The following is a 26,850-nucleotide window of genomic DNA, read 5'->3' on the forward strand; positions in this document are numbered from 1 at the left end:
ACCGAGACAACATGGAAGGATCAAGAGAAATGGCGCGCGTCGAGCCGGTCCCAGTCAACCAGTGGCCCCCCCAGATGCGGGAAGCCCTCGCCGCGATGACACCACCCGAGCCCCGCCATGGCCCCCTCTACCGGAAGGGCCGCCCCAAGGGGCTTAACGCACTCGGGACATACGCCCACCACCCAGCCCTCGCGCGGGCGTACTTCACCTTCAACGGCCATGCGCTGTTGGCGACCACGCTCTCCGAGCGGCAGCGAGAGCTGATCCTGCTACGGGTCGCGGCCCTTCGCGACTGCCGGTACATGTGGGCACAACACACCTTGATCGGCCCCGACACCGGGCTTTCCGAGACCGAGATCGCGCGGATCGCTCTGGGACCGGACGCCCAGGACTGGGACCCTCTCGACGCGGCCATGCTGCGCGCCGTCGACGAACTCATCGCCGACGCCACCGTCAGCGAGACAACATGGGCCGACCTCGCGGCCGTACTCGACACACAGCAACTCATGGACCTCATCGCGAGCGTCGGCGCCTTCGAGACCACCACCTTCCTGATGCGGGCGCTCGCGTTCGACCTGGACGACGACCTGCTGGCAGCACAGATCGGCCCGGCCAAGGACTGACAACCCCGTCGGCGCTGCGCCGGAAGCAGGCCGGTGGCGACGGCGTCTCCGGCCGGCATGCCACCCATCGCGGCGCGGTCCGCCCGGCGCTCGCTCGCGCGGACCGACGATCCAAGTTACCTGGCCGGCGCCACTGCGGCCGGGACGCGAGGCGAACAACGAGGAGTGCCCCATGTCAGCACCGTCCGAATCCGCGGCAGGGCCCGCGGTCGGCACCGTCACCACTGTGTCCCACATCGGCCTGTGCGTGTCCGACTTCGAGCGGTCGTTGCGTTTCTACACCGAAGGACTCGGCTTTGAACTGGCCGAGGGTTTCGACATCGGTGACGCACTCGCCCAGCTGGCCGAGGTGGAGCCCCCGATGAGCTGCCGGTCCCAGATGATCGTCAAGGGGTCGACGAAACTCCAACTACTCGGATGGAAGACACCCGCGGCGGAGGGCGCGGCCCTCGTGACTCGCCGCCAGATCGGTTTCACTCACCTGTCGGCATACGTCGACGACCTCACCGAGGTCGAGGCGCGTCTCGTGGCGCTCGGCGCGACACCGATCGAACATACGAGAACCCACATCCCGATGCGCGGCGGTGCCATGGATGTGCTGTTCCTCGCCGATCCCGACGGCATCCGCATCGAACTGGTCCAGGTGACCGCCAACTGACCGGCGCGACGCACGATGTGGGCCTCGCCGGGATCAGCCCCGCAGCGAGGAGCGCCAGGCACCGACGATCTCCCGCTCGACTACGGAACACGCAGCATCCGGCAGAAACGCCGACCGCCCGTTATGACTGCTGTGGGCGTCAGGCCGACGCAGGCTCCACTCGGCGCGGCCTGTAGGTCGTCGTCGAGGTGGAGCGCGAACGTCCGCATCCGGAAACGGATGACCGGCTGCGGAGCGACTTCGAGCGTTCCAACCGGTCGTCGAGCGCTGCCAAATGCCCGTTCGTGGGCAGGCCGCCGAGTACGTCTTCAAGGAAATAGGGTGCTCGGCGTCTCGCCGCGGCCGACGCCCCTTGGCCGGAGGGCGAGTACTGGGGCCGGGCCGCGACGCGAGCCGTGCGTGCGGTCAGTTCTGCAGCCGGCTGCCGCAGTAGTTGGGGTTGACCACCTCGAGCCCTGTTCCGGCACCATTGACCCTGACGAACGCGTAACAGGTACTGAGAAGCCCGAAGTCTGCGTCCAGGTCGGTGGTGGTGATGAGCCCGTCGGCGTCGTAGTGATGGACCGCGCGGAGGCCGTCGATGAAACTCTGCCTGGTTGGGCACTTCCCCGCTGCCTCCAGACCGCGGACGAGCATGTCGCCGATGACGTACCCGGTGAGGGCCACGGCCTGGTTCGGATCGGCCAGCTCCGGCGCGTACTTCGCGATGGCGCCGCGGTAGGCGTCGAGAGCCGGCGTCTCGATCTGAAACGGGAGGTAGACCGCATAGGATGTCACGCCGGCCAGTGCCGGCCCATACTCGCTCAGCAGATCAGCGCTCACTTCCTGACCAGTCAGCGTCACCTTCAGCGGGACTGATGCCTGCCGAGCGGCCGCGACGATCTGCGCAAGCGCCTCGGGGCTCATCATCGTGACCAGCGCGTCGACGTGGTCGGTGACCATCCGCTCGGCGAGCTGCTGCGCGTTCGCCGGTCCGGGGGTGTAGGTGACCACCTCGTCGCCGGAGATCTTCACGCCGGCGGCGCGCAGGCTGCGGACGATCTGGTCGGCGGTGTCCTTCGACGCCTTGCCCTCGAGAACGTTGCTGACGACCAGCGCGCGGGTACCGCCCTGCGTCCGGACGAACTTCCCGAACGTGTCTACCGCACCACCACCGCCCGCGAAGGGATAGGCGAACGCGAACATGTTGCGGTACCTGGCCCAGATGTCCTCGATGGCGAGCCCGACGACCGGGATCCGCTGCTCGGCCAGGTAGGCGGCCCCGCCCGATGTCGCCGTGGTCGTCTCGAGGACCGCGAACACGTTCTCCTGTTCGACGAGCTCGCGGGTCACGGTGCCGTTCGTCAGCTTGTCGCCCTGATCGTCGCGCCACTTGTAGACGATCGTGCGGCCGTTCACGCCGCCAGCGGCGTTCGCGACGCCGAGGCGTGCATCGATGCCGGATCGCGCCGCGTTCAGTGGGGCGGCCAGCGGCCCCGACGCCGGATATAACAGTCCCACCTCCACCTGATCGGTGGTCACGCCCGGTGTCTGGCAAGTACCAGCCGCGCCCGCGGAGTTTGCGTCGCCGCATGCTGTCGACATCGCCGCGCATAAGACGACGAGCGCGGCACCGAGCACGGAACCAGTGGATTTCACTACAGCTCCCCAGATCGTTCATCTCACGTGTTGGTTCATAAGCAGGGGCGGCACATGCATGCCGCGCGGCGCCGGCGCGTCCACCTGTCGGTCGGCCTGCCAGCGAATCCATCCGCCAGTGGCAAGCTGGTCGGCCCACCGCAGGACGAGCCTTGACAGCCGGGAGCCCGTGTACAGGGCGGCCGGGTTCAGGTACGGGATGCTCGATCAGGGTTCGGGACGAGCACATAGCGATGTCCACGGGGCCCACCGCACGCGCCGCGCCCCGATGCCGGTCTGATGGCGATCCGGGTGCGACACAACGGGTTGTGCGTCCCCTCGACGCCGGTCTGGACGAGGCCGATGACGGGCATCTGGGCAAAGCGCGGGACTCTCCGGTGAAGCGCACGACGGGCCGGCGCGTTGTCAAACAGACCGCACTCAGGTCGCGTGGGCCGATTCGTGTCGCGACGTCGACAGGTCTGCGTCATCCGCCAAGACCTGTCAGTCGATCAGTGCCTCGGTCGGCAACCGGTGTACCGGCAAACATGCGCGATCGGCGGCGTGAGCCTCCGGCCGCCCACTCGAACCGGGCCAGGGAACACACCCGTTTGCGATGGCCGGCACGCCGTCGCCAGCCGCGTGCACCTCATCGCGATATACCAACACGTCCATCCAGCCCAGCGAGTTCGGCCAAACGGGCGTATCGCACGGCCCGCTGTCGTCATCGCACGTGTGCATAAACGCAGCCCGAGGAAGCACCAATAATCACATCAGGGCAGCCTGATCGCCGCCATGGCTGTCCATGCCGGCTCGATTGAACCAACCCTCCATACGACCGATGGACAGGCTGACTTGGCCCGCGGCCGACTTGGCCCGCCAGTGCACCCAACCGACGAAGTTCGGGTTCCAGATGCCCCGCAGGGACTATCGCCCGGCCGACTACCTACCTCGCCCTGATCAGGTTTCAGACGCCTTCCACTGTAGATGCGACACGCCAAGGACCAGCGGTGTGTGGTCCGCGAAGCATAGCGGACCAATGTCGCTGCCGAGCCATGCCGATACGGACGATCCCATCCGATCCCTGCAGGTCACCCGCAACCCAGGCATCATCTCAGGAGCCGCACCCTGCCTCCGTACGCCTGTATAGCAGATCGGGCTGCTGCTGGCTAGTCTGTCCGAGCCGAGATGTGGCCGACCCGGCGGCAAGCCGGTCCCTCGAAGCGGTTCGTGTGTCGACCACGTGTCGTGTTGACGGGCCGGCGTGACTAAGTGGACGATGCCTGGTGCAGCATGGCGCGGGCTCGGACGCTCAACCGCTCACACATGTCGGCGTCGCTCACGGCCAAGGCGGCCGCCTCCATTGGGAATGCCACCATCACGTCGTCGACCTCGGTGCCTGAGCGGACGAGGCCGCCCGCGCGGCCGCATTCCGGGAGAGGCTCGAAGGCGGCGGCAGTATGGTCGGTGAGCCGGGTGAACCGTACTACGTCGGTGAAGGTGAGCGCGTGGGCGACGCTGCGGTTCTCCATCTGCATGCCTGGTATGAAGTCGAACAGTCTGATAACACCGTCCAGCTGGTCCCGTCGCTCGACGACCCGTTGTTCGATCAGCGCCACATTGTCCTCGAGCAACATCGTGGCAGGCTCCTCGCGGGTGGCGAAGTCGCACTACAGCGTGGTCCGGCTCACCGCGGCGCCACGGGCCACCTCTTCCAGAGGAACCTCGGGACCGTGTTGGCGGACACTTACCGGGCCGCGGCCAGCAGCCGCTCCCGGTTGCGCGCAGCGTCGCGCCGTATGGCCGGCTGACGATCATCCAGTATGCCCAGGAGGCTACTCGCCAGGATGCGTACGTAGATGTACGGTTCGTCTCGACCGACGACGGCCGCCGAGCGGCGTGACCATGGAACGTCGGACGTTCGGCCTGGTGACGGCCCCGCCATGGTGGCTTGTCGGCCCGCCGTCCTGGCCGCGACGGAGCTCTTTGCGTGGTCGGGTTGGTTCTGCCGCCGAGCCGTGGTTGGGCATCCGTGGCGGCTGGCTCTGGTGCCCGGCTGACACCAAGATCGACGGGGTCCGCATCCATCCGGCCAGACACGACCCAACGGCGCCCGGCTGCTCATGAACAACCGTCGGGACTCGGACGTCGGCCGCGGGTCTCGGCAACCTACTCGCAACAGGGAGATGTGCGTGGAAGGGCTAAAGGACAAGGTCATCATCTTTGCCGGCGGCGGAGGGTTGGCCACCGCAGCGGCGAAGTTCCTGGGGGCCGGCGGTGCGACGGTCGTCGTGGGTGACGTCGTCGAAGCCTCGGCCGAACGTGCGGTTCGGGCCGCCAAGGACGCCGGAGGCGATGGCGTCGCGCTGGCGGTCGACATCTCAGACGAATCCCAGGTCAAGCGCCAGGTCGATCTCGCGGTCAGCAAATATGGTCGCGTTGATGGCTTGTTCAACGTGGCGGCCAACGTCCATCCCGACGAGGTCCGCCGTGACACCAACGTGGTCGACATCGACCTGGCCGCCTGGCAGCGCACCATCGACGTCAACCTCACCGGCTATCTGCTGACCCTCAGGCATGCGCTTCCCCACATGATCGCCGGTGGCGGCGGATCCGTGGTCAACACGATGTCCGGGGCCGCATTCGGCGGCATGGCGGACAAGGTTGCCTACTCGGTGACGAAGGCCGGGATCGGCGCCCTCACCAGGCACGTCGCCAGCAAGTACGGCAAGGACGGGGTACGCGCCAACGGAGTGGCGCCGGGCCTGGTCATGACCGAAATGGCGAAACTGACCCTACCGGAGGAGTTCCGGGACGCGCTCCTGGCGACAACGCCCGCGCGGCGCCATGGGGAGCCTGACGACGTCGGAGCGTTCGTCGCGTTCCTGCTCTCGGACATGTCCGAATGGGTCACCGGGCAGACGTTCTCGGTCGACGGTGGAATCACCATGCGCTAGTGCGCTGTCCACGAACGTTGGCGGGTAGTTCAGGCGGCTTGTGATCGTGGGCGTCCCCAGCGTTGTTGGCGTTCGGCGCGGATGCGGGCGCGTTCGCGGCGTTGGGCGGCCAGGACGGTGGGGTGGCGGGCGTTGGCGTTGCGCCAGCGCAGGTAGGACTGCAGGTGGCGGGCGAGCACGGGGTGGATGGCGTGGTTGGAGTTGGCCATGACGAAGGTGCGTAGCGGGCCGAACTGGGCCTCGATCGGGTTCGCCCACGAGGCGTAGGTAGGGGTGAAACACAGTTCGACCTGGTTGGACGCCGCCCATTTTCGGATCTTCGGGGTCTTGTTCGCGGACAGGTTGTCCAGGACCACGTAGACCGGGGCGTCGTCCGGGCGGGCGACGCGGATCGTCCGCAGGGCCGCGAGGGTGTTCTCCCCGCCCTTGCGGCGCCGCGCCACGCCCCACAGCTGGTCGTCGCCGAGGGTGTAGCAGCCGTGGAGGTAGCGGACGCCGTGGGTGCGGGTGTAGGTCGCGGGCAGCCGGTCGGGGTGGCTTTCCCCGGTTCAGCCGGTGCCGTGGGTCGGGCGGATCGAGAGCGGGCCGAACTGGTCGAAGGCGAAGCAGCGGTTCGGGAACGTGCTGGTCACATACTCGATCCGGTCCAGCTTCGCTTCCTTGTCGGGGTCGGTCGACTCCTTCCAGGTCCTAGTCCGTTGGAACGAGATCCCGTTCGCGTGCAGCAGTTGGCGCAGCCGCTCCCGGCCGACCGTGACGTTGCGGTCGGGGTTGTCGGCGAGATAGGCGGCGAGTTTGCGCAGGCTCCAGTGCGTGAACGGCCGCCCGAGTTTCGTCGGGCGGGTGGTGGCCGTCGTGACCAGGAACTGTTCGTCCTGCTCACTGATCAGGCGGGGACGGCCTCCCGCCCACCGAGGGTCCAGGCAGGCCAACCCGATCCGGTTGAGGTTGTGGATCACGTCGCGGACCGTGTCCTCGTCCGCGGCCACCAGCCGGGCGATCGCCGCCACCGGTGTCCCCGCCGCCGACGCCATCACGATCGTCGCCCGCCGGACCCGGACCTAGGAATGCGTGCCCCGCCGGACGATCCCCTGCAGACGGCGGCCTTCCTCGTCGGTCAACCGCCGCGCCCTTACGGGCTCCGCCACCCGCCACCTCCCAGTACCGGACAGACGAGGCCGGTACCGACAGTGCACGCCCACCCAGCCCATCAGCCGCAGCCAGCCCGGCGTGTCCCAAACCGGCGAAAGTTCGTGGACAGCGCACTAGTGTGCCCCGTCAGAAATTAGGCGGGTAAGTACTACTCTGTCGCTATGGTGCGTTCCGGCTCTGCTGCGGTTGAGGTCGTCCTGTCTGAGGACGAGCGTGGCGAGTTGGTCCGGCGGCTGGGCGATGTGGATCGCCGGGTCGTGGAGCGGGCGCGGATCGTGTTGGCGGCGGCGGAGGGCCTGTCGAACCCGGAAGTGGCCGCGTCGGTCGGGGTGTCGTTGCGGACGGCGGGCCGCTGGCGGCGGTCGTTCGCCCGTGGCCGGTTGGCTGGTCTGGAGGATGCTGCTCCGTCGGGTCGGTCGAAGGCCGCGGAGCTTGTGCTGTCCGAGCCCGAGCGGGTCCAGTTGGAACGCTGGGCGCGGCGGGCGAAGACGGCCCAGTTCCTCGCGTTGCGGGCACGGATCGTGCTGCGCGCCGCTGAGGGCGGGACTGATCGGCGGGTCGCCGCCGAGCTCGGCGTCGACGAGTCGACGGTGCTGCGATGGCGGACCCGGTTCACCGAACGTCGCCTCGACGGGCTGTCCGACGAGCCGCGGGTGGGCCGGCCCCCGTCGATTCTGCTCGACCAGGTCGAGGACGGAGCCTGTCATGATTTCCGTGTAAGCCAGAGGTGAATAGCAGCCTACACGTCGACGTTATCAGAAAGGCAAGCGCCCCGGGAAGAGGTTCACGAGCGAGTTGAGTGCCACTTTCCAGCCGTGGGTCCCGGTCCCGGACTCACCGCCTCGATGGCTCGATATGTTCCGGAGTCCGAGGTAGAGGAGCTTCATCGCCGCATCCCGGTCCGGGAAGTGGCCTCGGTTCTTCGTGATTTTCCGGAGCTGGAAGTTCATCGACTCGATGGCGTTCGTCGTGTAGACGATCTTCCGGAGCTCCGGCGGGTAGTCCAGGAAAGGAATGAACTCCGCCCACGCGTGACGCCACACGTCGACAGCGCCCGGATACTGGGCCCCGAAGTTCTTGTCGAAGGCGGCCAGGCCGAGTTCGGCGGCCTCGAGGGTAGGCGCGGTGTAGATCTCCTTCATGGCCCTGACGACGGCCTTCCGGTCGTTGTAGGAAACGAAACGCATCGCGTTACGGATCACATGGACGACGCACGTCTGCACCACGGTCTCGGGAAAGACCGCGACGACGGCCTCGGGCAGGCCGGTGAGCCCGTCGCAGCACACGATCAACAGGTCCCGCACGCCGCGGTTACGCAGGTCGGCCAAGACCTTCTGCCAGAACTTCGCCCCCTCGGCATCCTGGATCCAGCAGCCCAGCGCGTGCTTGCGCCCGTCGACGTCGACCCCCACGGCCAGGTAGGCGACCTTGGTCGTGACCACGCCGTTGTCCTTGACCCGGATCCGCAGACCGTCCACATACAGGATCGGGTAGACCTCGTCGAGCGGCCGGGACTGCCACGCCTTGATCTCATCGACCACCACCTCGGTGACATTCGAGATCAACTCCCGGGACGCCTGGACCCCGTAGACCTCACCCAGGTGCGCCTCGATGTCACGCGTCGTCATTCCCCGCGAGTACAACGACAGGATCGTGTCATCGAGGTTCCCTATCCGACGGGCACGTTTCGGCACGATCGTCGGCTCGAACGAGCCGTTCCGGTCACGCGGCACCTCGATATCGACCGGCCCGTTACGCGTCGACACCGTCTTCGTGGACATCCCGTTCCTGGAGTTCCCCGTACCGTGACCGGCCGGATCGCCGACCTCGTACCCGAGATGGTCGGTCATCTCGACCTGCAGGGCACGCTCCAGGACCGCCTTCGTCATCCGGTTCAACAAACCGTCGACCCCGTCGACCGGAGTTCCGGTCGCTTTCGCATCCTTCAACAACGCGTCGATCGCATCCGGCGCGAAAGCCTCCGCGATTCTCTGTGCCGCCGCCTCGTCATTTGTCCGAAGCGTTCCACTCTGCGTCATTCGGTGTCCATTTCTGACCTACCCGATCAAGGTAGATCGATCCTGGTCCACCTCCGACTTACACAGTCGTCATGACACGCCCCGAGGACGTGATCGTCGCGACGCTGGAAACGACGCCCGGGGCGGACACGCACTGGTCGCGGGCGTCGATGGCGAAACGCACCGGCCTGTCGCCCTCGACGATCGGGCGGATCTGGAAACGCTTCGACCTCAAACCGCATCTGCAGGACAGCTTCAAGCTCTCGACCGACCCGCAGTTCGTGGCCAAGGTCGTCGACGTCGTCGGCCTTTACCACAACCCGCCGGAGAAGGCGGTCGTGCTCTGCGTCGACGAGAAAAGCCAGATCCAGGCGCTCGACCGCTCCCAGCCGGTCCTGCCGATGATGCCCGGCATGCCCGAGCGGCGCACCCACGACTACCTGCGCCACGGCATCACCAGCCTGTTCGCCGCCTTCAACATCGCCGACGGCACCGTCATCGGGGAACTGCACCGCCGCCACCGCGCCATCGAGTTCCGCAAATTCCTGGTCTCGATCGACAAGGCCGTCCCGGCAGGCCTGGACGTGCACCTGGTCTGCGACAACTACGCCACCCACAACACCCCCGAGATCAGGATCTGGCTGGAACGCCATCCCCGCTTCCACGTCCACTTCACCCCGACCGGTTCCTCCTGGATCAACCAGGTCGAACGCTGGTTCGGCCTGCTCACCGACAAGCTCATCCGCCGAGGCGTCCACACCTCCGTCCAGGCCCTCGAGACCGACATCCGCACCTGGATCGACACCTGGAACCGCGACCCCCGGCCCTTCACCTGGACCAAGACCGCCGACGAGATCCTCGCCTCCCTCGCCGACTACCTCACCAAGATCAACCCATCGGCAGCCAACAACAAGGCAAACCTGGCCAGCGAGATTTCTGACGGGGAACACTAGATACGACCCTTCGCGGGTGACGGGAAGTGGCCAGGTGGCCAGGTGGGCGGGTGAAGCGCGAGGCGATGTAGCGGGCACGGCGTTTTCGGTCGGCGACGTTGCGTAGGCCGAAGGCGATCCGGTAGACGAGTTTTGCCGGCCGCCAGCCGGCGGTGCCGACGGCGGTGCGGTCATCGACGACGCCGAGCAGGCCGTGGCCGCCACGGGAGTCGACGAACTCGGTCTGCCAACGATCCGCGTCGTCGGCCCGGCGGCAGCTACTGTCTCTGTGCCATTGGGATCGGCCACGACGACGATCGTCGATCCCGAGTACCTCCACGGGAGGAAGCGGCCGGACACCGACCGGGACACACCCGGCTGGGCGGCCACCCGCCGGGCCGCCGGGGCCGCGAGAATGCCATCGGCGGGGTCTCGTCGCCGGTGCCGGCCAGGTCGCTAGCTCCGGCGGCGGCAGACCCAGCGAGACAGCACAGTCGCAGGCGGCGCGGTAGCGTGCCTCCACCAGCGAGTTCGGGCCCGGGTTCCCGAAGGCGGCGAATACCAGTTTCTTGCAACCACGCTCGTTCAAGTGCGTGACCTGCAACTCGGGCCCGGTACGGATCGCCATCGCGAGGTCGGCGTTGTTGAGCCGAGTGGGGTCGGGATGGATCCGCCGGATCCCGCAGCCCTGCATGGAGGCGAGCTCGTCCGAACTGAAGGGGACGAGCCCGAAGACGGCGTCCGGGTTCAGTGACTCCCGGAGCGGGCGGGTCGCCCGTCGGAGCGGCGGATGTTGGTGACCAGCGAGTAGCCGGACTAGTCCAGCACAAGGGACACTTCGTCGAGGTAGTTGCGGAAGGTGAACTCCAGCGGCCAGTCTGGCAGGCCGACCAGGATGACCCCACTGCGGCCGCTGGCTAGTGCCCTCGCGGCGCTGTTCGGCCGGTGGCGGAGGCGGAGGGCTGCGGCCAATAGTCGTTCGCGGGTCTTCGTGGAGATGCGGTGCCCACGGGTGTCGTTGAGGACGAATCCGACGGTCGCTCGCGACACCCCCGCCGCTTGGGCCACGTCCATGGCTGTGACATGCCTCCACGCCGTTGCCTCTGACCCCGCCACCAGCCCAGCTCCGTCCCGCTAGGTGAACCTTCGGGACTTGCCCGCGCTAGCGATGTGGTGGTAGCCTCCGCCGAGGCAGCTCAGCGCGCGCTAGTGATATGAGACACGCACCGTCGGGCCGTGCCCAATGTGTCGTGACGACCGCGCGTGGCTCGTTTGATCGTCCCGGAGCGCAAGCAGGAGAGTTCGGTTGATCCGTACGTCCTTCAACAACGGCTGGTTGATCCGCCGGAAGAGCGATGCGTTACCGGACATCCTCGGCCGAGACGACGCACCTCGGGGCGAGGTCGGGCTGCCCCACGACGCGACCGTGGAGCGCGGGCGCGACGGCACCGCCCCGGAGGCGGGCCGGCGCGGTAGCCAGCAGGGTGGCACCCATCAGCAAAAGAAGACGTTCTTCGTGCCGACAGGATACCGAGGCCGGCGGGTCACCGCCGAATTCGAGGGCGTGGACCGGGGCGCCCGGCTCTACCTCAACGGCGACTTCGCGGCCCAATGCGACTACGGCTATTCCAACATCTTCGTCCACGCCGACCGGCTGGTGAGGCACGGCGAAGAAGAATCAAGGTGGACTCGGACGCCGATGAGGTCGACCTGCCGGTGAACGGGCGCTGGGCCGGCACCGTCCCGGCGGGTGAGAAGAACCGATTCGAGGCCGAGTTCGGCACCGTCTACGAACCCGGGGAAATCATCACCGTCGCCTATACCGGCGGCGCCGAGACCGGCCGCAGCCCACTTCGGTCGGCGGCCACAGAGGTCCGGCTGCGCACCACCGCCGACCGCGCCCGGATCGCCCCGACGACACCGACCTCGGTCGCGAGACCTTCCTGGCCGCATCGAGTGGGCCGGAGAGTGGCCCACCGTCGTCGAGGACCGGTTCACAGCGTCGGCACCGCGCACGTCCTTCACCGACGCGTTCCCGCACCGGCGCTGCACCCCCGGTGGATCTCGCCCGAAACCAACTCACAGACATTCGCCCGCATTAGAAAAGACGGTGGCGCCGTCCTCGCCGCCGGCCGGGCATCTGAGGCACGCAAAGCACGCCACCTGCTCGCGGTGCGAACCCGAGACCAGCACTGGCAGGCTGCCGCATTGATCCCCAACGGCGACGCCTGCCTGACCGTCGGGTGGACGACGACCACTGGGCCGCAGTCGAACGACGCGGTGACACCTTGGTCGCCCGAATGGTAGTCGGCCCACTCGACCAGTACTCGCCAGGGCCACCGCCGTGACGACCGCATAAATAATCTCGGCGATATCAGCTGGCCGGGATCACCCGCCCGCCACCACCTAGACCAACCGCGCCGCGCCGCACGCTGGGAGGCCTGCGACCTTAAGTCGATTCCCCGTCGACTTGGTGGGTGCTGCTACCACCACCCACCAAGTCGACGGCGGCGATGTCAACGCCGACATGTGGCCAGGTGAACGGCCGAGGGATCGACCTTCGTCGAACGTCCGTCGACGCGTGCGACCACTCTCACCGGCCTGCCGAAGACATCCGATCGTTTCGGATCTCGGACCGAGAGCCTATCGCCTCGGGGCGAAACGGGTGATGATCGAGCGGAGGAAGGCTCCTTCTCCCGAACCGCGCTCGCCCCCTACCGGCGGATGCTGGCCGACCGCCTCGAGCGCTGCGTCATCCCACTGAACCGGCGGGCCACTGCTGTGGCGCAGAACCGGCGGGCCGTGGGCTGGGCGGTCGTCGTGGTGTCTTCGTGGGGCACCCTTGAAAAAAAATATACGATCGTATAGCATCGTACTGCGCCTCCATGATATCAATCGAGGCGGGCGGCCCACCTCGCTGGTGATGCGCAGATCGAGAAGGGGCGGACGACCCGCTTCGCGTTCACGAGGGAGGACGCAAGGCTCGAGCCACGGATCCAACGACCCTTGGTTCGGCGGGTTTGTCCCGTGGGCGAACTCGACCCGGGCATCCGTCGCAACGAGTTCCTGGTCCGCCGTGGTTGACGGGACAACCGAGCAGGCTTGCTGTCGGCCGTCACACTGTTGCATAGCGGAACCTCAATTCCGCGCTGGGCATGCAGGAAGTCTGGTTGGCTTTCGGCACTATCGACACACGGCGCCGACAGCCTGATGTTGGAAGGAGAGAGAGTTGCCCGATTGGAAGACGGTTGACTTCTTCAACGATGAGTCGCTCGTCGACGACCCCTATCCCTACTTCGACGAGTTGCGCTCGGTGTGTCCAGTCCTACCGTTGCCGCACCTTGGAGTCGTAGCCGTAACCGGCTACGACGAAGCGACTGAGGTGTACCGGGACGCCGAAACCTTCTCGTCGTGCAATTCGGCGGTCGGCCCGTTCGCGCCGTTCCCCGTACCGCTCGACGGCGATGACGTGAGCGGTATCATCGACCGGTACCGTGACCTTATTCCATTACATGAACACATGATCACTATGGACCCGCCCGCACACACCCGCGAGCGTGAACTCCTTATGCGACTTCTGACGCCGAGACGGCTCAGGGAGAATGAATCCTTCATCTGGCGCTTGGCTGATCAACAGATCGACGAATTCATCGATAACGGTAGCTGTGAGTTCATCGGCGAATATGCAAAGCCCTTCGCCATGCTCGCTGTCGCCGACGTGCTCGGCGTGCCCGAGGCCGACCACCAGAGGTTCCGCGAGGGCTTCGGTCCCGGCGGCAACCTTGGTCAGATCGGTGACGGCGAGCAGGACGACGGAGAATCCAACCCGCTCGGGTGGCTCGACGCCGAGTTCACACGGTACATCGAGGACCGGCGACGGGAACCACGCAATGATGTGCTAACCAGCCTGGCACAGGCGACCTACCCTGATGGCAGCACGCCTGAGGTGATCGCGGTGGTTCGAGTATCGACATTCCTCTTCGCCGCCGGTCAGGAGACGACCGCGGTGCTGCTCGCCTCAACTCTCAAATACCTGGCCGAAAACCCCGAAGCGCAGGACGAGCTCCGGAAGCACCCTGAGCTGATCCCTGACCTGATCGAAGAGACACTCCGCGTCGAAAGTCCCGTCAAGGCAGACTTCCGGTTGGCCAGGCGAGCAACCACCATCGGCGACGTCGAAATCGCGGCGGGCACACCGGTCATGCTACTCAACGGCGCGGCCAACCGCGATCCGCGACGTTTCGAATGCCCGGCCGAAGTTCGCATCGATCGAAAGAACGTCCGACAGCACATATCCTTCGGGCGCGGAATTCACTCTTGTCCTGGCGGGCCGCTGGCCCGCGTCGAAGGACGCATCAGCCTTGAGCGAATCCTCGCGCGGACCCGCGACATCCGGCTCTCCGAGGAGCATCACGGGTCGCCGGACTCCCGGCGCTTCACGTATGCGCCGAGCTGGATGCAGCGGGGGCTCACCGAGCTGCACCTGGTATTCACGCCCGTCGGCGGTGACCAGTGAGCCGCGCTGCCTTCGTCGCCGGCGGCGCGTCCGGCACCGGACTCGGCATCGTGCGACGATTCGCCACCGACGGACATCGCGTCGCTGTCGTCGACAGGGCCCCGGCAAAGTTGCCGTCCAACGGAATCGATCGTACTTGTGGTGCTGATAGCGGGTTGGTGGGTGACACGCCGAGGTAGCCGCGGTATTCAAAAGATCGACACCTGCCGGCTCCAGCGGCACCCGGTCTCTGGAGAAGGACGTCGAGATTGCTGTCCTGCGCCACCAGCTAGCCGTTCCACGCCGTCAGGTCGCTCGGCCGCGGTACTCCCCGTCCGATCGGATACTGCTGGCGGCGCTGCCCAGATGTTCCCTCGCCCACGCTGGTCGGCGTTCCTCGTCACGGCCGCGACCGAGCTGACGAGCTGGCCGGAGCCCAAGGTACGAGCGGGGGCCGCTGTCCGCGTCGGCGGCCGAGGCGCGATCTGACGATGGGCGCCTGGAGTGGCGCTGTGATCCCGGATCACGGGCCGCGGCCGGGTGACGGGCGCACAGGTCAGTTGATCGGCACGTGCGGCAGACCATGTGTCGGCTCGTGGCGGTTGCCCGAGCCGGCGGTCCTCTGCACTGAGCTTCAGGTGTTGCGGCCACGGTTGACGCCGATGATCTGGCCGGTGATGTAGCTGGCCTCGTCACGGCAGAGCAAGGAGCAGGCAGCGGCGACGTCCTCGGCTTGGCGCCGGGGCCGGGGAAGCCCTTGGCGACGTTACGCTCGGTTATCGGGGTGATGATGAAGCCGGGCGGGATCGTGTTCACGGTGATCCCGTGCTCGCCGAGCTCCAGCCCCAGGGACTTGGTGAAGGTCATGACGCCGCCTTTGGACGCCGAGTAGTGCGTCATGAACTACTGCTGGCCGCCCTGGGCGGACGACGACGAGATGGTCACGATCCGGCCTCAGCCGGCCTCGATCATATCGGGGACGACGGCCTGGCAGCTGTGGAACGTGCCGGTGAGGTTCACGTTCACCAGCGCGTTCCACTGTTCGGCGTTGATGTCGAGGAATCAGCGGAAGCCTTCGTGGCCGGCCGACGTCACCAGGATCACGGCCGGGCCGAACCGGTCGTTGATCTCGGCGACGCCCGCGTCGATCTGCTCGCGGCTGGTGACGTCGACGGTGACCGGGTGCGCCTCGCCGCCCGCGGCGGCGATCTCGTCGGCGACCGCCTTGGCGTTGCCCGGGTCCAGGTCGAAGACGCCGATCCTGGTGCCGTCGGCGGCGAGGCGCGGCGCGCAGCCGCGTCCGATGCCCGAGCGGCTACCGGTGACGATCGCGACCTTGCCAGCCAGGCTATCGCTGGGTGCCGCGGTCATCCGCGCGTCGTTTCCCTTCGGTGTCAGGCTTGATCTCTGATAGTTCGGTCGGTGACGCCCCTGCCTTGGGCGACGCCGCCGTCGGCGCGGCGCCACCTCCCCGGCCCGGGGCCGCTCTGGCTTCGTCGGGGCACCCTGGCGCTCCGCCTAAGCCACGGCTTCCTCGCCGACCAGGGTGGTGCGGTGCATCAGCCGGCGGGACTCGGCCGTGTAGGGCTGCGCCCGGTGCAGGATGCCGGTGTTGTCCCAGATCACCAGGTCACCGAGGCGCCAGTGGTGGCGCAGCGCGAACCGGGGCTGGGTCGCCCAGTCGAGCAGTCGGTCGAGCAGCGCCCGACTTTCCTCGGCCGGTAAGCCGACGACGTGGTCCGCGGTCGCTCCGACGAGCAGTGACTTGCGCCCGTTACGTCGCGTCCAGACCATAGGGTGCTCCCGGGACGGAACCTTGTCCCACGACGCCCGCATCTTCTCCGACGCATTGGGGTGCACCAGCCGCTGCGCCGCGGCGAAGCTGTGTACTACGCGAAACTCCCCGAACCTGGCCTTCTCCTCGTCGGAGAGCCCGTCATAGGCCGCGTAGAGGTTCGCGAACTCGGTGTCGCCGCCCTCCGTGGCGACCTCCAGCGCGGTCAGCAGCGTTGCCTTCTGCGGAACCAGGTCGTTCGCGCCGTCGATGTGCCAGTAGAACGTGCCAGCCCGGTAGGCGGCGAGCACGCTCTGCGCCGGGTCCAGAGTGATCGCGGAGACCTCCGGGTACTCCTTCTCCCCGCCCATCGGCGCGACGACCACCTCGCCGAGCAACCGGCTCAGCGCCACCAGGTCGGCGTCACCGATGTGCGCCCCCTGGTAGATCACCACACCGTGCTCATCGAGGTACTTCTGTGTGTCCGCGGCGACCGCGGGATCCGCCAGCTGACTGCCGGTCAGGCCTGTGATCTCGACACCCACCTCGGGGCTGATCGGGCTGACAGTGACGGACATCGTTCCTCCCGTGTCTGGTCTCGGCCGAGATGGTCGAGAGCCGCCGTTCGGGGCTGTTTTGGGTGTGCCGGCGCACGGGTTCTGCTGGTGGCTGGCGATCGACCACTGGCCAGACAACCCGTGCGCCGGGGGCCTGCACTGTTCCCAGGTTGGGTCGGCAGGCGGGGGCTAGATGGCGGGGGCGAGGACGTTCGAGATGTGCGCGGCGCCCGCGTCCGGCACGCGCGGCTGGCGCCACGCCTCGACCGGGAACGAGATCGTGCACAGCGAGTAGTACATGAGGAGCAGGTTGTAGGTGTCCTCGGGGAGGTCGTCCAGGTCGAACTTGTCGAGGTAGCTCAGCGCATCCTGGATGCGAGGAAAGGCCGCGTCGTAGAACGTCTGCATCTCGTCCATGTTCGAGACGTACCGCTTGGCGAACCGCTCGTCCTCGGTCACGAGGCACCAGTCGATGAACGGCTCCAGGTCCGCGAAGTCCGCGGGCAGCTTGGCCACAGGTGGCTCCTCTCGATCAGCCGGGCGGTCAGACCAGCGCCGGGGACGGCTTGGCGCCCGGGGTGGTCTTGACGTACTCGGCGCAGAACGCGCGGGCGGTCTGGTGCAGGTGACGCAGGAGGAGCTCCTGGTCGTTCAGCGGGAACTCGCTGACCGCCCGGGACTCGAGCATGCTCTGGGTCGCCTCGAGGGTGTTGGCGTCCTGCAGGCCGTACTCCTTGAACGACGCCGCGGCCATCTCCTGGCGAAGCCGGTCGCTCACTGTCTTCGGTGGAGCGAAGTACAGCGAGCACTCGAAGGTGTGGCGGTTCACCGCGGTCGGCCAGTAGTGGTACGTGAGGTACCAGCCCGGCTTCCAGACCAGGATCATGAAGTTCGGGAAGAACAGGAACGAGTCGACGCCCCAGGCGTTGTGCCGGGCCGGGTTGACGCCCGGGGGGAGTTCGATGTCGAACGGGGGGTCCCAGGGGCCGAACAGGCCGGTGCGCAGCGCGTTCTCGATCGGCTTGACCATGCTGGGGTCCTTCGGCGGGGACATGCCGCCCCAGCTCGAGACCATCGAGTGCGGTCCCTCGATGCGGTAGTGCAAGGCCTCGTAGCCGTAGCTCTGGAGCTTTTGCGCCTCGCTGGGAACAGCCTGGCGAACGTGCAGCACCGGCGCGTGGTAGAACTCCATGAAAGCGTCGATGAACAGCTTCCAGTTGGCGCCGATGTCGGACTTGTACTTGAAGACCTGGGTCATCTCGCCGAACGGATAGCCAACGAGATCCGCGGCCATGGGCCCGAGGTAGTCGACGAGGGACTGGGTGCCGTCCTTGTCGAAGTTGATGAAGATGAAGCCTTCCCAGATCTCGCAGCGCACGTCCGCGAGGCTGTACTTCGCCTTGTCGAGGTCGAAGAACTCGGACTCCTGCTGCACGAAGGTGCAGGCGCCGCCGAGGTCGTACCGCCAGGCGTGGTACTTGCAGATGAACTGCCGCGCCGTGCCGGACGTCTCCTCACGCGGAAAGTCCTGCCAGACCAGCTTGTTGCCGCGGTGGCGACAGACGTTGTGAAACGCCTGGATGCCTTCCGCGTTCCGCACAATGATCACGGACGAGCGAGCGGCGTCGATCTCTTTGGTGAAGTAGCTGCCCACCTTCGGAAGCTGCTCGACCCGGCCGACGTTGAGCCACGTCTTACCGAAGATCGCCTTGCGCTCGAGCTCATAGTGCTCGGGCGAGATCGAGTCCTCGTACGAGGCATCCGCCGTGCTCAGGTCGGGATAGTGCTGGGTCCAGCTGCCCTCAGCTGGCTTCGGGAAGTGAGCCATGTCCGCAATCCTTTCCGTATCCGACAGGCAGCCACGATAGCAACCCTCTCAGATTACGAGAAGCAGATTCTCATATGGACGGCGATGGGCGCAAGTGGACGCCGGGAGCGGTTTCAAACGCATCGCTGGAGCGATCGATAGAGATGACCCTGGGCAGCATCGAAAGCGCCGACAGCCTACCGGTCCGCGGCGCTTCCGACGTACGACAATGACGGTGTGGTGATCGTCGGATTTGTCAGCTGGCGTTCTTACGACGTTGAGGCTGGCACCTCCGGGGAATGACTGAGGTTGCTCCGGTCAGCGGGGGTCGTCGGATTCATCGATGACCCAGCGGACCATGCGGCGCAGCGGATAGGTGCCGTCGTGCGGTAGTCCGTTGGCCTGGTCGGGGTCGACGGGCACCCGCCGCACGCCTGGTCGTAGCGACGAGCCGAGAGGCAGCGTGCGCTGGACGCCGTGCAGCGCGAGGTCGTCGCGCAGCTTCTCGCGCAGCGACTCGGGGTAGATCCCGACGGTCTGCGTCTCCTCGCTGACCCAGTTCGTGACCTGGGTGATGTCCTCGACCGGGACCAGATTGACGATCCGGTTCGTCAGCTGCTGGGCGAACTCCACCGGCTCGTCGATCCGGGACACCACGACGCCGGACGAGGAGCTGTCGCCGATGACGCGGTAGAACTCCTCGTCGAGCGCGATCGCCTCCAGCTCGCGGTCCAGTTCAGGGTCGGGCCGCTTGGGCGCGGTCGACTCGTGCGGCGGAAGTGCCTCGAAGGCCTGCTTGATCGCGTGGCCGAACCGTTCGAGCGCGTCCAGGTCGTCGTCCTCGGTGCTGGCCTCGACGTAGACGAGGCGGGTGCTGGAACAGGCGGTCTGGTTCATCTGCCCGGCCATCAGCGCGACCCCGTGGGCCGCGGTAGCCATAGACGCGTCGTCTTCGAGCGCCTGGTGGCCGACGATCGAGATCGACAGCTTCGGGTTCATCGCGATGAGCTCGATGCCCGGGACCAGGTAGCGCTGGATGTATGTCATCGAGGACATCCCGCCCCAGGCCGTGAGCTTCTCGATCCGTGACGGCCGGTAGATCTCCTTCTCGACCGCCGTGTCGCCGCCTTTCCAGTAGCCGACCGCGAAGTGCTTCGTGACCGGGTGGTCGGACGCCATGTCGATCATTGTGCGGACGATCGCGGTGGCGGTGTAGGGGTCGTTCGAGGGTGCCTTGATGAGGCAGTCGCCCTTGGTCAGTGCCGAGTTGACGACCGTCATGGCAGCGACGATCGGTACGTTGCCGGCGATGATGTGCATGTTGCGGGTGCCGACGGCGCGCAGCCGGATCGTCGACAGGCCGGGCCGGCCCTGCTCGACCCAGCCGTCGAGGTAGGCCTTGCCGACGATCCGGTCGATTCGCCCGGACAGCCGCGACCGGTCGAACAGCGCGGGGACGTTCTCGTAGACCGGCAGCAGTACCGGCTCGGTCAGCTCGCCCGCCTCCAGCGCCATGCGGTACGCCCGTTGCATCAGCGGGTTGTCCTCAAGGGCCAGCCGGGGGCCGAGCGCGGCGAGGAAGTCGATGATCTCATCGATCGGCAGCGCGGCGAGGTCGGCGAGGTCGCTGGGGTTGGCCAGCACCAGCTGAGAGGCGTAGCGGCGCGGGTTGGGAGTACGGAATCGGCCTCCGGTCCGGCCGCCGTACTCGACGGCGTCGTCACCCGGCTCGATGACCTTCCCGCGGATGAGGAACGGGATCTCCACGATGTCGGTCGAGGCCGCCACAGGCGCGAACGGTGCGGCGGTCATCTAGGCCTGTCCCACGTAGTCCATGAAGTCGCTGTACGCCTTGCCGGTGCCAGCACAGGTGATCTTGTCATCGCCACCTTTCAGCTCGCCGAACCGGGCGATGTCCTGGTCGACCCGGGGGCCCTTCCATCCGCAGGCGCAGGCGTAGTCCCAGTGCATGGTGACCCGGTCGCTGGAGATGAACCCGCCCCAGTAGGTCTCGGCGAGCAGGTCGTACAGCGCCAGCCGACCGGTCTGGACGCCGTCGGCCGGTAGCGGTCGGAAGTCCTCGTCCAGAACGATCGGGATGGCGTACGGCTGGAAGTGGAAGTAGCCGGCCGAGCACAGCGGCGCGGTGCCCATGCACTCGGACATCCCGTACATCGAGTGGATTCGGCCGATCCCGAAGAAGTCCATAAGCAACTGTCGCCAGTCCGATGGCGCGTCCCTGTACCCCTTGAAGCCGCCGCCGCCCATGAGGAGGGAGCCCTCGGCAAACTCGCAGACGATGCCCTGCTCGCGGCCCTTGAGCGCTAGGCGCACCAGGTCGGCGTAGGTGCCGCCGATGCGGATCCGCTGGCCACGGAACTCCTCCGCGACCTTGACGAACCAGCTCTGCAGGTCCTCCTCGCGGTGCGCCGCCGCCTCGATGAACGCCCGGCGCTCCGCGAGCAGCTCCGGGTCAAGCGTGAGCTGGTCAAGCTCGCCGCGCTCCTCCGCCGCCTGCAGCCGGCCGGCGAGTGACAGCAGATCCGAGGACAGCGGGTAGTCGTTGACCATGTGCCGGTTGGCCTCGCCGCCGGCCGACGCGCGGCCGAACAATCTACCCATCTTGGTCATCATCTGGTGGCCCGACCGGTAGCCGCTGGCGGACAGGTTCGGGATCTTCTCCACCCGCGTGTCGATGCCCAGCGCCGCGCGCAGCACCTCGAAGTACGCGTTCTTCCACGCCGGCCACTCGACCTGCGAACGCGGGATGAAACTCAGCTTGCCCGTCGTCCCGGTGGAATGGCCGATGATCATTTCATGCTCGTCGAGGCGGTCGAGCCAGGCGTCGACCGACCGCAGCCCGTCGAGCGGGATCGCGGACAGGTCGTGGGTGGTCAGCCGGCCCAGCCACGCCGTCAGCCGCTTGAAATTCCGCTTCTCGATGAGGCTGAGCGGATATGCCTTGTAAACACGATGGTCGAAGAGCACCGGCACGACGTCCGCGATCTCCTCGACCCGCTCGATGCCCTGCTTGGTGGCCAGCTTGTCGAGCGCGTCAACCGCCGGGCGCAGCGCCGCGAACCGCCGGGACAGCGCCGCGCGCTGCGCGGCATCGACCCCCTCCCGCCGCAGCGACAGCAGCTCGTCGACCGAGTGGACTGTCCACGCGGCCGGGTCACTCGGGTCTAACACGATGGCCGGGCTGGTCTGAGGCATCCGCCCCTCCTGGTGCTCAGGTCGTGGACCGAAAATACACGCATACGTATACTTGCGGTCAACGGATCGGCGACGGCGCGCGATGGCAACGGGGCCGCGGTCCGAACCTGGGCCGGCTAGACAGTGGAGGCAGCGTGGAACGTCTGGATCTGAAGATCGACGTCACCGACGCCGCTGGCCTTGGCGAGCCGGCCACCATCGCGGTCACCGTGCATATCCCGGACCCCCTGCCGCGCGGCCTGCCGCGGATGGTCTGCTTCGCCAAACCAGGCGCGGGCCTCTCGCGCGGCTACTTCACTGCTGCCCTGCCCGGAGCGGGTTCCGCAGCCGGCAGCCAAGCCGCGTGGCATGCCGCCTGCGGCTGGATCTTCGTTTCGGTCGACCACCTCGGCGTCGGCGCTAGCAGCACCCATCACGACCCAGCACGCCTCGACTACACGACGCTGGCGGCAGCGGCCCAGGCCGCGGAGCGCCAGGTCCTCGACAGGCTCCGGTCAGGCACTCTGCACGCGGAGCTCGATCCGGTCGCCAGTCCCGTGGTGCTCGGGCTCGGCCAGTCCATGGGTGGCTGCCTGACCGTGGTCCAGCAGGGCCAGCACCACTGCTACGACGGCATCGCCGTCCTCGGGTACAGCGTGGTCCACTCCCGCCCCCCGGTCCCGCCGGGCGCGGTGCCGATCATGCAGCCCTGGGTTCTGCGCGACTCCCACCCTGGCCGCCCGCCGGTTGTCGTGAACGCCGCCGAGATCGCGGCCGGAGCCAGAACCTTCACCTCGTCAGACACCCGAGCCGCGACGAACTGGCTGTTCTACCTCGGCGACCCCGACGCTGGCCCGCCCCGGCCATCCAAGTCCCCGAGCGGCGATACACCACCCTGGTTGTCCACGACCTACCCAGGAGTGGTCAAGTCGTGCCTCACCCCAGGGGTCATCGCGTCCGAGGCCGCCGCCGTCGACGCGCCAGTACTGGTCGCCATGGGCGAACGCGACGTCGTCGCCGACCCGAAAGGTGAGCCCCGCGCCTACCTCTCCGCGAGGTCGGTCGACCTCTTCGTCTGCCCGAGGATGGGGCACATGCATAACTTCGCCGCCACCCGACAGCTGCTGTGGGAGCGCATCGACACCTGGGCCGCCTGGGTCGCCGCGGCGACGGCCGCCGCACCCGGAACAGTCAGAACCGACGCGACCGCGGTGACCGCACCGTGACCCAAAAATATACCGATCAGTACAATTTCTAGATGGACTCGACACGGCCCACCACCGACGCCGCCAGCACAGCTCCCGCCTCCGGCGGCGGGCGGCCGCGCGGGCGACCGACAGCGACCGAGGCCGCGGCACTCAACGAACAGCTCCGCCGCGCCGCGGTCGACGTCTTCCTCGAACAGGGCTACGAGCGCACCACGATGGAGACGGTCGCCCAGGCCGCCGGCATCACCAAGCGCACGCTCTACGCCCGCTACCCGGACAAGCGCGCTCTCTTCCTCTCCGTCATCTCGTGGGCGCTCGCCCGCCAGGAGCGCGACGAGCGCCTCACCGAACCGGTCCCGGATGACCTCGTCGCCGGTCTCACGGCGATCGCCCGGACCAACCTGGCCCGCGCCGTCGACCCCGACATCGTCCGCCTAAGCCGGATGGCGATCGCCGAGTCCGCCCGCTTCCCCGAGTTCGCCGCCAGCTCGCACAGCATGACCTGGTCACCGCGTATGCGCGCCGCCATGGACCTGCTGCGCCGGCACGCCGCCGCCGGCACCGTGCAGATCGACGACCTGGAGCTCGCGGCCGAGCACTTCCTCACCCTGGTCAGCGCGATGCCCGCCTGGCTCGCCGTCTTCGGCATCTCCCGCACCCCCGAAAACGAGGAACGCCACCTGCGCTACGCAGTCACCCTCTTCCTCAACGGCGTCCTCGCCGGCCGTAGCCCAGGCACCGCCACACCCCCACCACCGACCGCCGATCCCAGTCGACCGCTGGCACCGACCCCAGACACGCCTGAAGGACGCACACCATGACCGAGCCAGGCGCCCAACGCCACGCCGTCCCCCCGGGCGCACGCCCACGGCACAGCCGGAACCCGCTGCGCCAACTCGGACGCAGCGGCCTCTACATCTCGACGTTCGCCCTCGGCACCATGACGTTCGGAATGCCGGACTGGGGCTGCGACGAGGACACCTCCGTCCAGCTTGTCCACTGCTACCTCGACGCCGGCGGGAACTTCCTCGACACCGCCGATGCCTACGGCGCCTCCGAGGACATCATCGGCCGGGCCCTCAAGGGCCGCCGACACAAGGCCATCATCGCGACCAAGGCCGGACTACCCACCGGACGCGGCCCCCACGACAAGGGCACCGGCCGTACCCACCTCCGCCGCGCCTGCGAGACCAGTCTGCGCCGCCTACAGACCGACTACATCGACCTCTACCAGGTCCACTTCGACGACCCCACCACCCCGATCGAAGAAACCCTCGACACCCTCGACGACCTCGTCCACGAAGGCAAGGTCCGCTACATCGGCGCATCGAACTTCCATGCCTACCGACTCATGAAGGCACTCGCGACCAGCGACGCCCGCGGTACACAACGGTTCATCTCCCTCCAGGGCCAGTACAACCTGATCGTGCGCACCCTCGAACGCGAGCACCTTCCGCTCCTAGAAGAGGAAGGACTCGGCTTCATCGCCTGGAGCCCACTCGCCGCCGGCATGCTTACCGGAAAGATCACCCGCGATACGACACCGGCCGACACCCGGTTGAGTCAGCGCGAGGTCGAACTCGACACCCTCGTCAAGAACGACCGCGGCTTCGCCATCGCCGCCGCCGTCGCGAAAGCCGCCTCCGAGCTCGGCTGCACCCCCGCTCAGCTCGCCCTCGCCTGGCAGCGCACCCGCCCCGTCACCTCCACCATCATCGGCGCCCGCACCATGACCCAGCTCGAAGACAATCTCGCCGCCCTCACCATCGAAGTCCCCAAGGAAACCCTGGCTGAACTAGACCACCTCACCGATCTCGCCGCGGAATACCCCACTGCCTTCCTCGCGACCGTGCAAAGCTGGCTCCGCCGCTGACGTGCGCTATGCCCGCGTCTGCGGCTACAGGTGCACACGGAGACCGTCCTGCGCTGGCACCGCACGCTGATCGCCTGCCATTACGCCGCTGTCTCCCGCCCCAAGCAGCGCGGTCGGCCCCACTCCATCGGTTCCATCCGCGCCCTGGTGCTGCGTCTTGGCCCGGAATGACAGTACCAGCTCATAAGCCGAAATCCGGATTTAGGAGCCCCACAAGACTGAACCACATCATTCCAGCCCACAGGACCGGGCCGACTTCTGGCACCACAGACGGAGATCCACGAGCTACCGGCCGCCCGCTCTATTGACCTGTTATCGACCTATTTGTGAGGTTCCTTGCGGGGAACGGAAATAAGGGGCGGAATCGTACAAACACCGTCCGGTTGATCGTCCGCCAAGGGTCGAGATCGAAGGCGCCAAATGGGCCCGGGGAGACCACAGGAACGCAGCGAGTTGCCGCATAGGTATCGCTATGCCCCGAGGGTCGATGCGGACATCAACCCCCGCCAGCTGCGACGCCTCACCAGCCAGACCGCCACAGCCAGGATCGACAGACAACACGGGACCTTCGGTGCTCACTACCTCGCCGGCCAGAAGCCCCACAGGTTCCGCCACGCCCAACAGGCCATCGTCGAAGGGCAACGCGGTCTCGCCCGGCAGCGGTCCACCCCGCCGGCGACTCACGGCCCGCCCCCCGACACAGATATGTCACGGCCCCGACCCGCGTAACGCCCTTCACCCAGGACCAGCGTTCGCGGATCGCCATCGGGACGGCCGAACTCATCGACCGTCACAAACCCGCCGGCCTCATCGGTCCCGAACGGCCGTGCCGAGACCGGCCGGCCAGCAGATGGTATGTCGACGAGATCTACGTCAAGATCGCAGGCTGGTGGACCTACCTCTACCGGGCCGTCGACCAGCACGGACAGGTCATCGACGTCCTCGCCAGCGCACGGCGCGACCAGCTCGCAGCGCGGCGGTTCTTCGAACGGGCGCTCACCCACGGGTGCCGGCCGGTCGAGGTCACCACCGACAAGGCACCCGTCTACCCACGGATCCTCGACGAACTGCTGCCCGAGGCCTGCCACGTCGACGCCGCCCGGGAGAACAATCGCATCGAGTCCGACCTCAGCCGGCTCAAGGCGAGGCTTCGGCCGATGCGCGGGCTCAAACAGCTGCGCTCCGCCCAGACGATCAGCACCGGACACTCGCTGGTCCAGAACATCCGCCGCGGCCACTACGAACTCGCCACCGACGCCGATCCGCGACTGCGGCTGTCGGTCGCGTTCTCCGAGCTCGCCGCGGCGGTCTGATCCTCAAGCCTGCCAAGGCCTCCGCGCGCCCGAGACCTTCCGAATGCAACAGACAGTGCCTACCTGGAACTCGTCCTGGCCCTCGAGCACATCCGCTGGGCGTCCAGGAACGCCGGCCGGGTACTGCGCGGGCGCGGCGTGCGGACGACCGTGCTGACCGCCAACTTCGCCGCCCGGGTCGAGCACCGGCCGCTCGGCGTCGTCGGGTCATCGGCCCGCGGAACTACCCGGTCTACACACCGGTCGGAGCGATCGCCTACGCGCTGGCCGCCGGCAACTCCGTCGTGTTCAAGCCCAGCGAGTACACCACCGCGATCGGCCGATACCTGGTCGACGCGTGGGCGGCGGCGAACCCCTAGGGGCCCGCCGCGGTCCTGTCACTCGTGTCCGGTCCCGGCGAGACCGGCGCGGCGCTCTGCGCCGCCGACGTCGACAAGATCGCCTTCACCGGTTCGGCGCGCACCGGGCGCGCGGTGATGGCCGCGTGCGGCGCACGGCCACGCACGGCGACGGCTGGCTCGGGATGTGGTGCTCGGCCCGGAGGTATGCCGCCGCCCGTGAGCAGATCCTGGCGGCCTGTGCGGCGGCCGGCTGACTGGCGCCGACGTTCGCGGGGCTCAACGTCTGGGTCCGGTTCGGCCGAGACGCTGGCACGGCAAGGGGCGCGCTGA

The 26,850-nt window shown here is 67.4% G+C and carries 21 protein-coding genes and 4 pseudogenes; 13 read left to right on the forward strand and 12 right to left on the reverse strand.

Annotated features, from left to right (window positions below; all coding sequences use genetic code 11):
• Positions 1-29 precede the first annotated feature (29 nt).
• Together FRCN3DRAFT_RS0224695 and FRCN3DRAFT_RS0224700 are read left to right on the forward strand one after the other, a co-directional pair.
• Positions 30-623 (forward strand): carboxymuconolactone decarboxylase family protein, encoded by a 594-nt coding sequence (locus FRCN3DRAFT_RS0224695; protein WP_007510751.1) that lies wholly within the window; start codon positions 30-32, stop codon positions 621-623.
• Between the two features lie 172 nt (positions 624-795).
• Complete coding sequence (locus FRCN3DRAFT_RS0224700) at positions 796-1,281, forward strand: VOC family protein (protein ID WP_007510749.1); 486 nt, start codon at positions 796-798, stop codon at positions 1,279-1,281.
• 405 nt (positions 1,282-1,686) lie between these two features.
• Here FRCN3DRAFT_RS0224700 and FRCN3DRAFT_RS0224705 read toward each other — a convergent pair whose 3' ends face one another.
• Together FRCN3DRAFT_RS0224705 and FRCN3DRAFT_RS0224710 are read right to left on the reverse strand one after the other, a co-directional pair.
• A complete protein-coding gene (locus tag FRCN3DRAFT_RS0224705) occupies positions 1,687-2,802 on the reverse strand; it encodes an ABC transporter substrate-binding protein (RefSeq protein ID WP_232794133.1) in 1,116 nt (371 codons plus the stop codon).
• Between the two features lie 1,364 nt (positions 2,803-4,166).
• Positions 4,167-4,535 carry a hypothetical protein gene (locus FRCN3DRAFT_RS0224710; protein ID WP_007510745.1) on the reverse strand — a complete coding sequence of 123 codons (369 nt, stop codon included), beginning with the start codon at positions 4,533-4,535 and terminating at the stop codon, positions 4,167-4,169.
• A gap of 549 nt (positions 4,536-5,084) precedes the next feature.
• Here FRCN3DRAFT_RS0224710 and FRCN3DRAFT_RS0224715 point away from each other — a divergent pair.
• Positions 5,085-5,855, forward strand: a complete 771-nt coding sequence (locus FRCN3DRAFT_RS0224715; protein WP_198536034.1) for an SDR family NAD(P)-dependent oxidoreductase — start codon at positions 5,085-5,087, stop codon at positions 5,853-5,855.
• A gap of 29 nt (positions 5,856-5,884) precedes the next feature.
• Here the strand turns inward: FRCN3DRAFT_RS0224715 and FRCN3DRAFT_RS58270 are convergent, their stop codons facing one another.
• The gene (locus FRCN3DRAFT_RS58270; RefSeq protein WP_269799864.1) at positions 5,885-6,379 is read right to left on the reverse strand and encodes a transposase; all 495 of its coding nucleotides are present in this window, start codon (positions 6,377-6,379) and stop codon (positions 5,885-5,887) included.
• 24 nt (positions 6,380-6,403) lie between these two features.
• Positions 6,404-6,895: a helix-turn-helix domain-containing protein gene (locus FRCN3DRAFT_RS58275; RefSeq protein ID WP_269799865.1), complete on the reverse strand. Its 492-nt coding sequence runs from the start codon at positions 6,893-6,895 to the stop codon at positions 6,404-6,406.
• A gap of 273 nt (positions 6,896-7,168) precedes the next feature.
• Between FRCN3DRAFT_RS58275 and FRCN3DRAFT_RS46070 the strand changes: the two genes are divergently transcribed.
• Positions 7,169-7,738, forward strand: coding sequence for a helix-turn-helix domain-containing protein (locus FRCN3DRAFT_RS46070; RefSeq protein WP_007510738.1), 570 nt, complete (start codon positions 7,169-7,171; stop codon positions 7,736-7,738).
• Positions 7,739-7,762: 24 nt separating this feature from the next.
• Here the strand turns inward: FRCN3DRAFT_RS46070 and FRCN3DRAFT_RS0224730 are convergent, their stop codons facing one another.
• Entirely contained in the window at positions 7,763-9,046 is a 1,284-nt protein-coding gene (locus tag FRCN3DRAFT_RS0224730) for an IS256 family transposase (RefSeq protein ID WP_007510736.1), read from the reverse strand.
• Positions 9,047-9,135: 89 nt separating this feature from the next.
• Here FRCN3DRAFT_RS0224730 and FRCN3DRAFT_RS46075 point away from each other — a divergent pair.
• Positions 9,136-9,978: pseudogene (locus FRCN3DRAFT_RS46075) on the forward strand (IS630 family transposase); the annotation flags it as partial.
• A gap of 795 nt (positions 9,979-10,773) precedes the next feature.
• Here FRCN3DRAFT_RS46075 and FRCN3DRAFT_RS56470 read toward each other — a convergent pair.
• Positions 10,774-11,031 carry a LacI family DNA-binding transcriptional regulator gene (locus FRCN3DRAFT_RS56470; RefSeq protein WP_007510729.1) on the reverse strand — a complete coding sequence of 86 codons (258 nt, stop codon included), beginning with the start codon at positions 11,029-11,031 and terminating at the stop codon, positions 10,774-10,776.
• 262 nt (positions 11,032-11,293) lie between these two features.
• Between FRCN3DRAFT_RS56470 and FRCN3DRAFT_RS55310 the strand changes: the two genes are divergently transcribed.
• The 3 genes from FRCN3DRAFT_RS55310 (at position 11,294) to FRCN3DRAFT_RS0224755 (ending at position 14,473) form a co-directional block, all read left to right on the forward strand.
• Positions 11,294-11,677, forward strand: coding sequence for a hypothetical protein (locus tag FRCN3DRAFT_RS55310; protein WP_198939478.1), 384 nt, complete (start codon positions 11,294-11,296; stop codon positions 11,675-11,677).
• Entirely contained in the window at positions 11,641-12,264 is a 624-nt protein-coding gene (locus tag FRCN3DRAFT_RS56475; protein WP_007510726.1) for a DUF4982 domain-containing protein, read from the forward strand. Before FRCN3DRAFT_RS55310 ends, FRCN3DRAFT_RS56475 begins: the two co-directional genes overlap by 37 nt.
• Before the next feature lie 922 nt (positions 12,265-13,186).
• On the forward strand, positions 13,187-14,473 hold the full coding sequence (locus FRCN3DRAFT_RS0224755) for a cytochrome P450 (RefSeq protein ID WP_007510722.1): 1,287 nt from the start codon (positions 13,187-13,189) through the stop codon (positions 14,471-14,473).
• A 613-nt stretch (positions 14,474-15,086) separates the two neighbouring features.
• Here FRCN3DRAFT_RS0224755 and FRCN3DRAFT_RS46085 read toward each other — a convergent pair.
• The 6 genes and pseudogenes from FRCN3DRAFT_RS46085 to FRCN3DRAFT_RS0224790 all read right to left on the reverse strand — a co-directional run bounded on the left by FRCN3DRAFT_RS46085 (position 15,087) and on the right by FRCN3DRAFT_RS0224790 (position 21,806).
• Positions 15,087-15,823: pseudogene (locus FRCN3DRAFT_RS46085) on the reverse strand (SDR family NAD(P)-dependent oxidoreductase).
• Between the two features lie 147 nt (positions 15,824-15,970).
• A complete protein-coding gene (locus tag FRCN3DRAFT_RS0224770; RefSeq protein ID WP_007510718.1) occupies positions 15,971-16,804 on the reverse strand; it encodes a TauD/TfdA dioxygenase family protein in 834 nt (277 codons plus the stop codon).
• Positions 16,805-16,972: 168 nt separating this feature from the next.
• Positions 16,973-17,299, reverse strand: a complete 327-nt coding sequence (locus FRCN3DRAFT_RS0224775; protein WP_007510716.1) for a hypothetical protein — start codon at positions 17,297-17,299, stop codon at positions 16,973-16,975.
• A gap of 28 nt (positions 17,300-17,327) precedes the next feature.
• Entirely contained in the window at positions 17,328-18,611 is a 1,284-nt protein-coding gene (locus FRCN3DRAFT_RS0224780) for an aromatic ring-hydroxylating oxygenase subunit alpha (protein ID WP_007510714.1), read from the reverse strand.
• Positions 18,612-18,908: 297 nt separating this feature from the next.
• Entirely contained in the window at positions 18,909-20,402 is a 1,494-nt protein-coding gene (locus tag FRCN3DRAFT_RS0224785) for an acyl-CoA reductase (protein WP_007510712.1), read from the reverse strand.
• On the reverse strand, positions 20,403-21,806 hold the full coding sequence (locus FRCN3DRAFT_RS0224790; RefSeq protein ID WP_007510711.1) for a hypothetical protein: 1,404 nt from the start codon (positions 21,804-21,806) through the stop codon (positions 20,403-20,405).
• Positions 21,807-21,940: 134 nt separating this feature from the next.
• Between FRCN3DRAFT_RS0224790 and FRCN3DRAFT_RS46090 the strand changes: the two genes are divergently transcribed.
• From FRCN3DRAFT_RS46090 to FRCN3DRAFT_RS58280, 5 genes and pseudogenes are all read left to right on the forward strand, one after another.
• Positions 21,941-23,011 (forward strand): alpha/beta fold hydrolase, encoded by a 1,071-nt coding sequence (locus FRCN3DRAFT_RS46090; RefSeq protein ID WP_007510709.1) that lies wholly within the window; start codon positions 21,941-21,943, stop codon positions 23,009-23,011.
• 32 nt (positions 23,012-23,043) lie between these two features.
• Positions 23,044-23,814 (forward strand): TetR/AcrR family transcriptional regulator, encoded by a 771-nt coding sequence (locus FRCN3DRAFT_RS46095; RefSeq protein WP_007510707.1) that lies wholly within the window; start codon positions 23,044-23,046, stop codon positions 23,812-23,814.
• Positions 23,811-24,866, forward strand: coding sequence for an aldo/keto reductase (locus FRCN3DRAFT_RS0224805; RefSeq protein WP_007510705.1), 1,056 nt, complete (start codon positions 23,811-23,813; stop codon positions 24,864-24,866). The genes FRCN3DRAFT_RS46095 and FRCN3DRAFT_RS0224805 overlap by 4 nt, the downstream gene beginning before the upstream one ends.
• Before the next feature lie 821 nt (positions 24,867-25,687).
• A pseudogene (locus FRCN3DRAFT_RS46100) lies at positions 25,688-26,179 on the forward strand (transposase); the annotation flags it as partial.
• Positions 26,180-26,442: 263 nt separating this feature from the next.
• Positions 26,443-26,850: pseudogene (locus tag FRCN3DRAFT_RS58280) on the forward strand (aldehyde dehydrogenase family protein).

The organism is Pseudofrankia saprophytica (assembly GCF_000235425.2).
GTDB lineage: Bacteria > Actinomycetota > Actinomycetes > Frankiales > Frankiaceae > Pseudofrankia > Pseudofrankia saprophytica.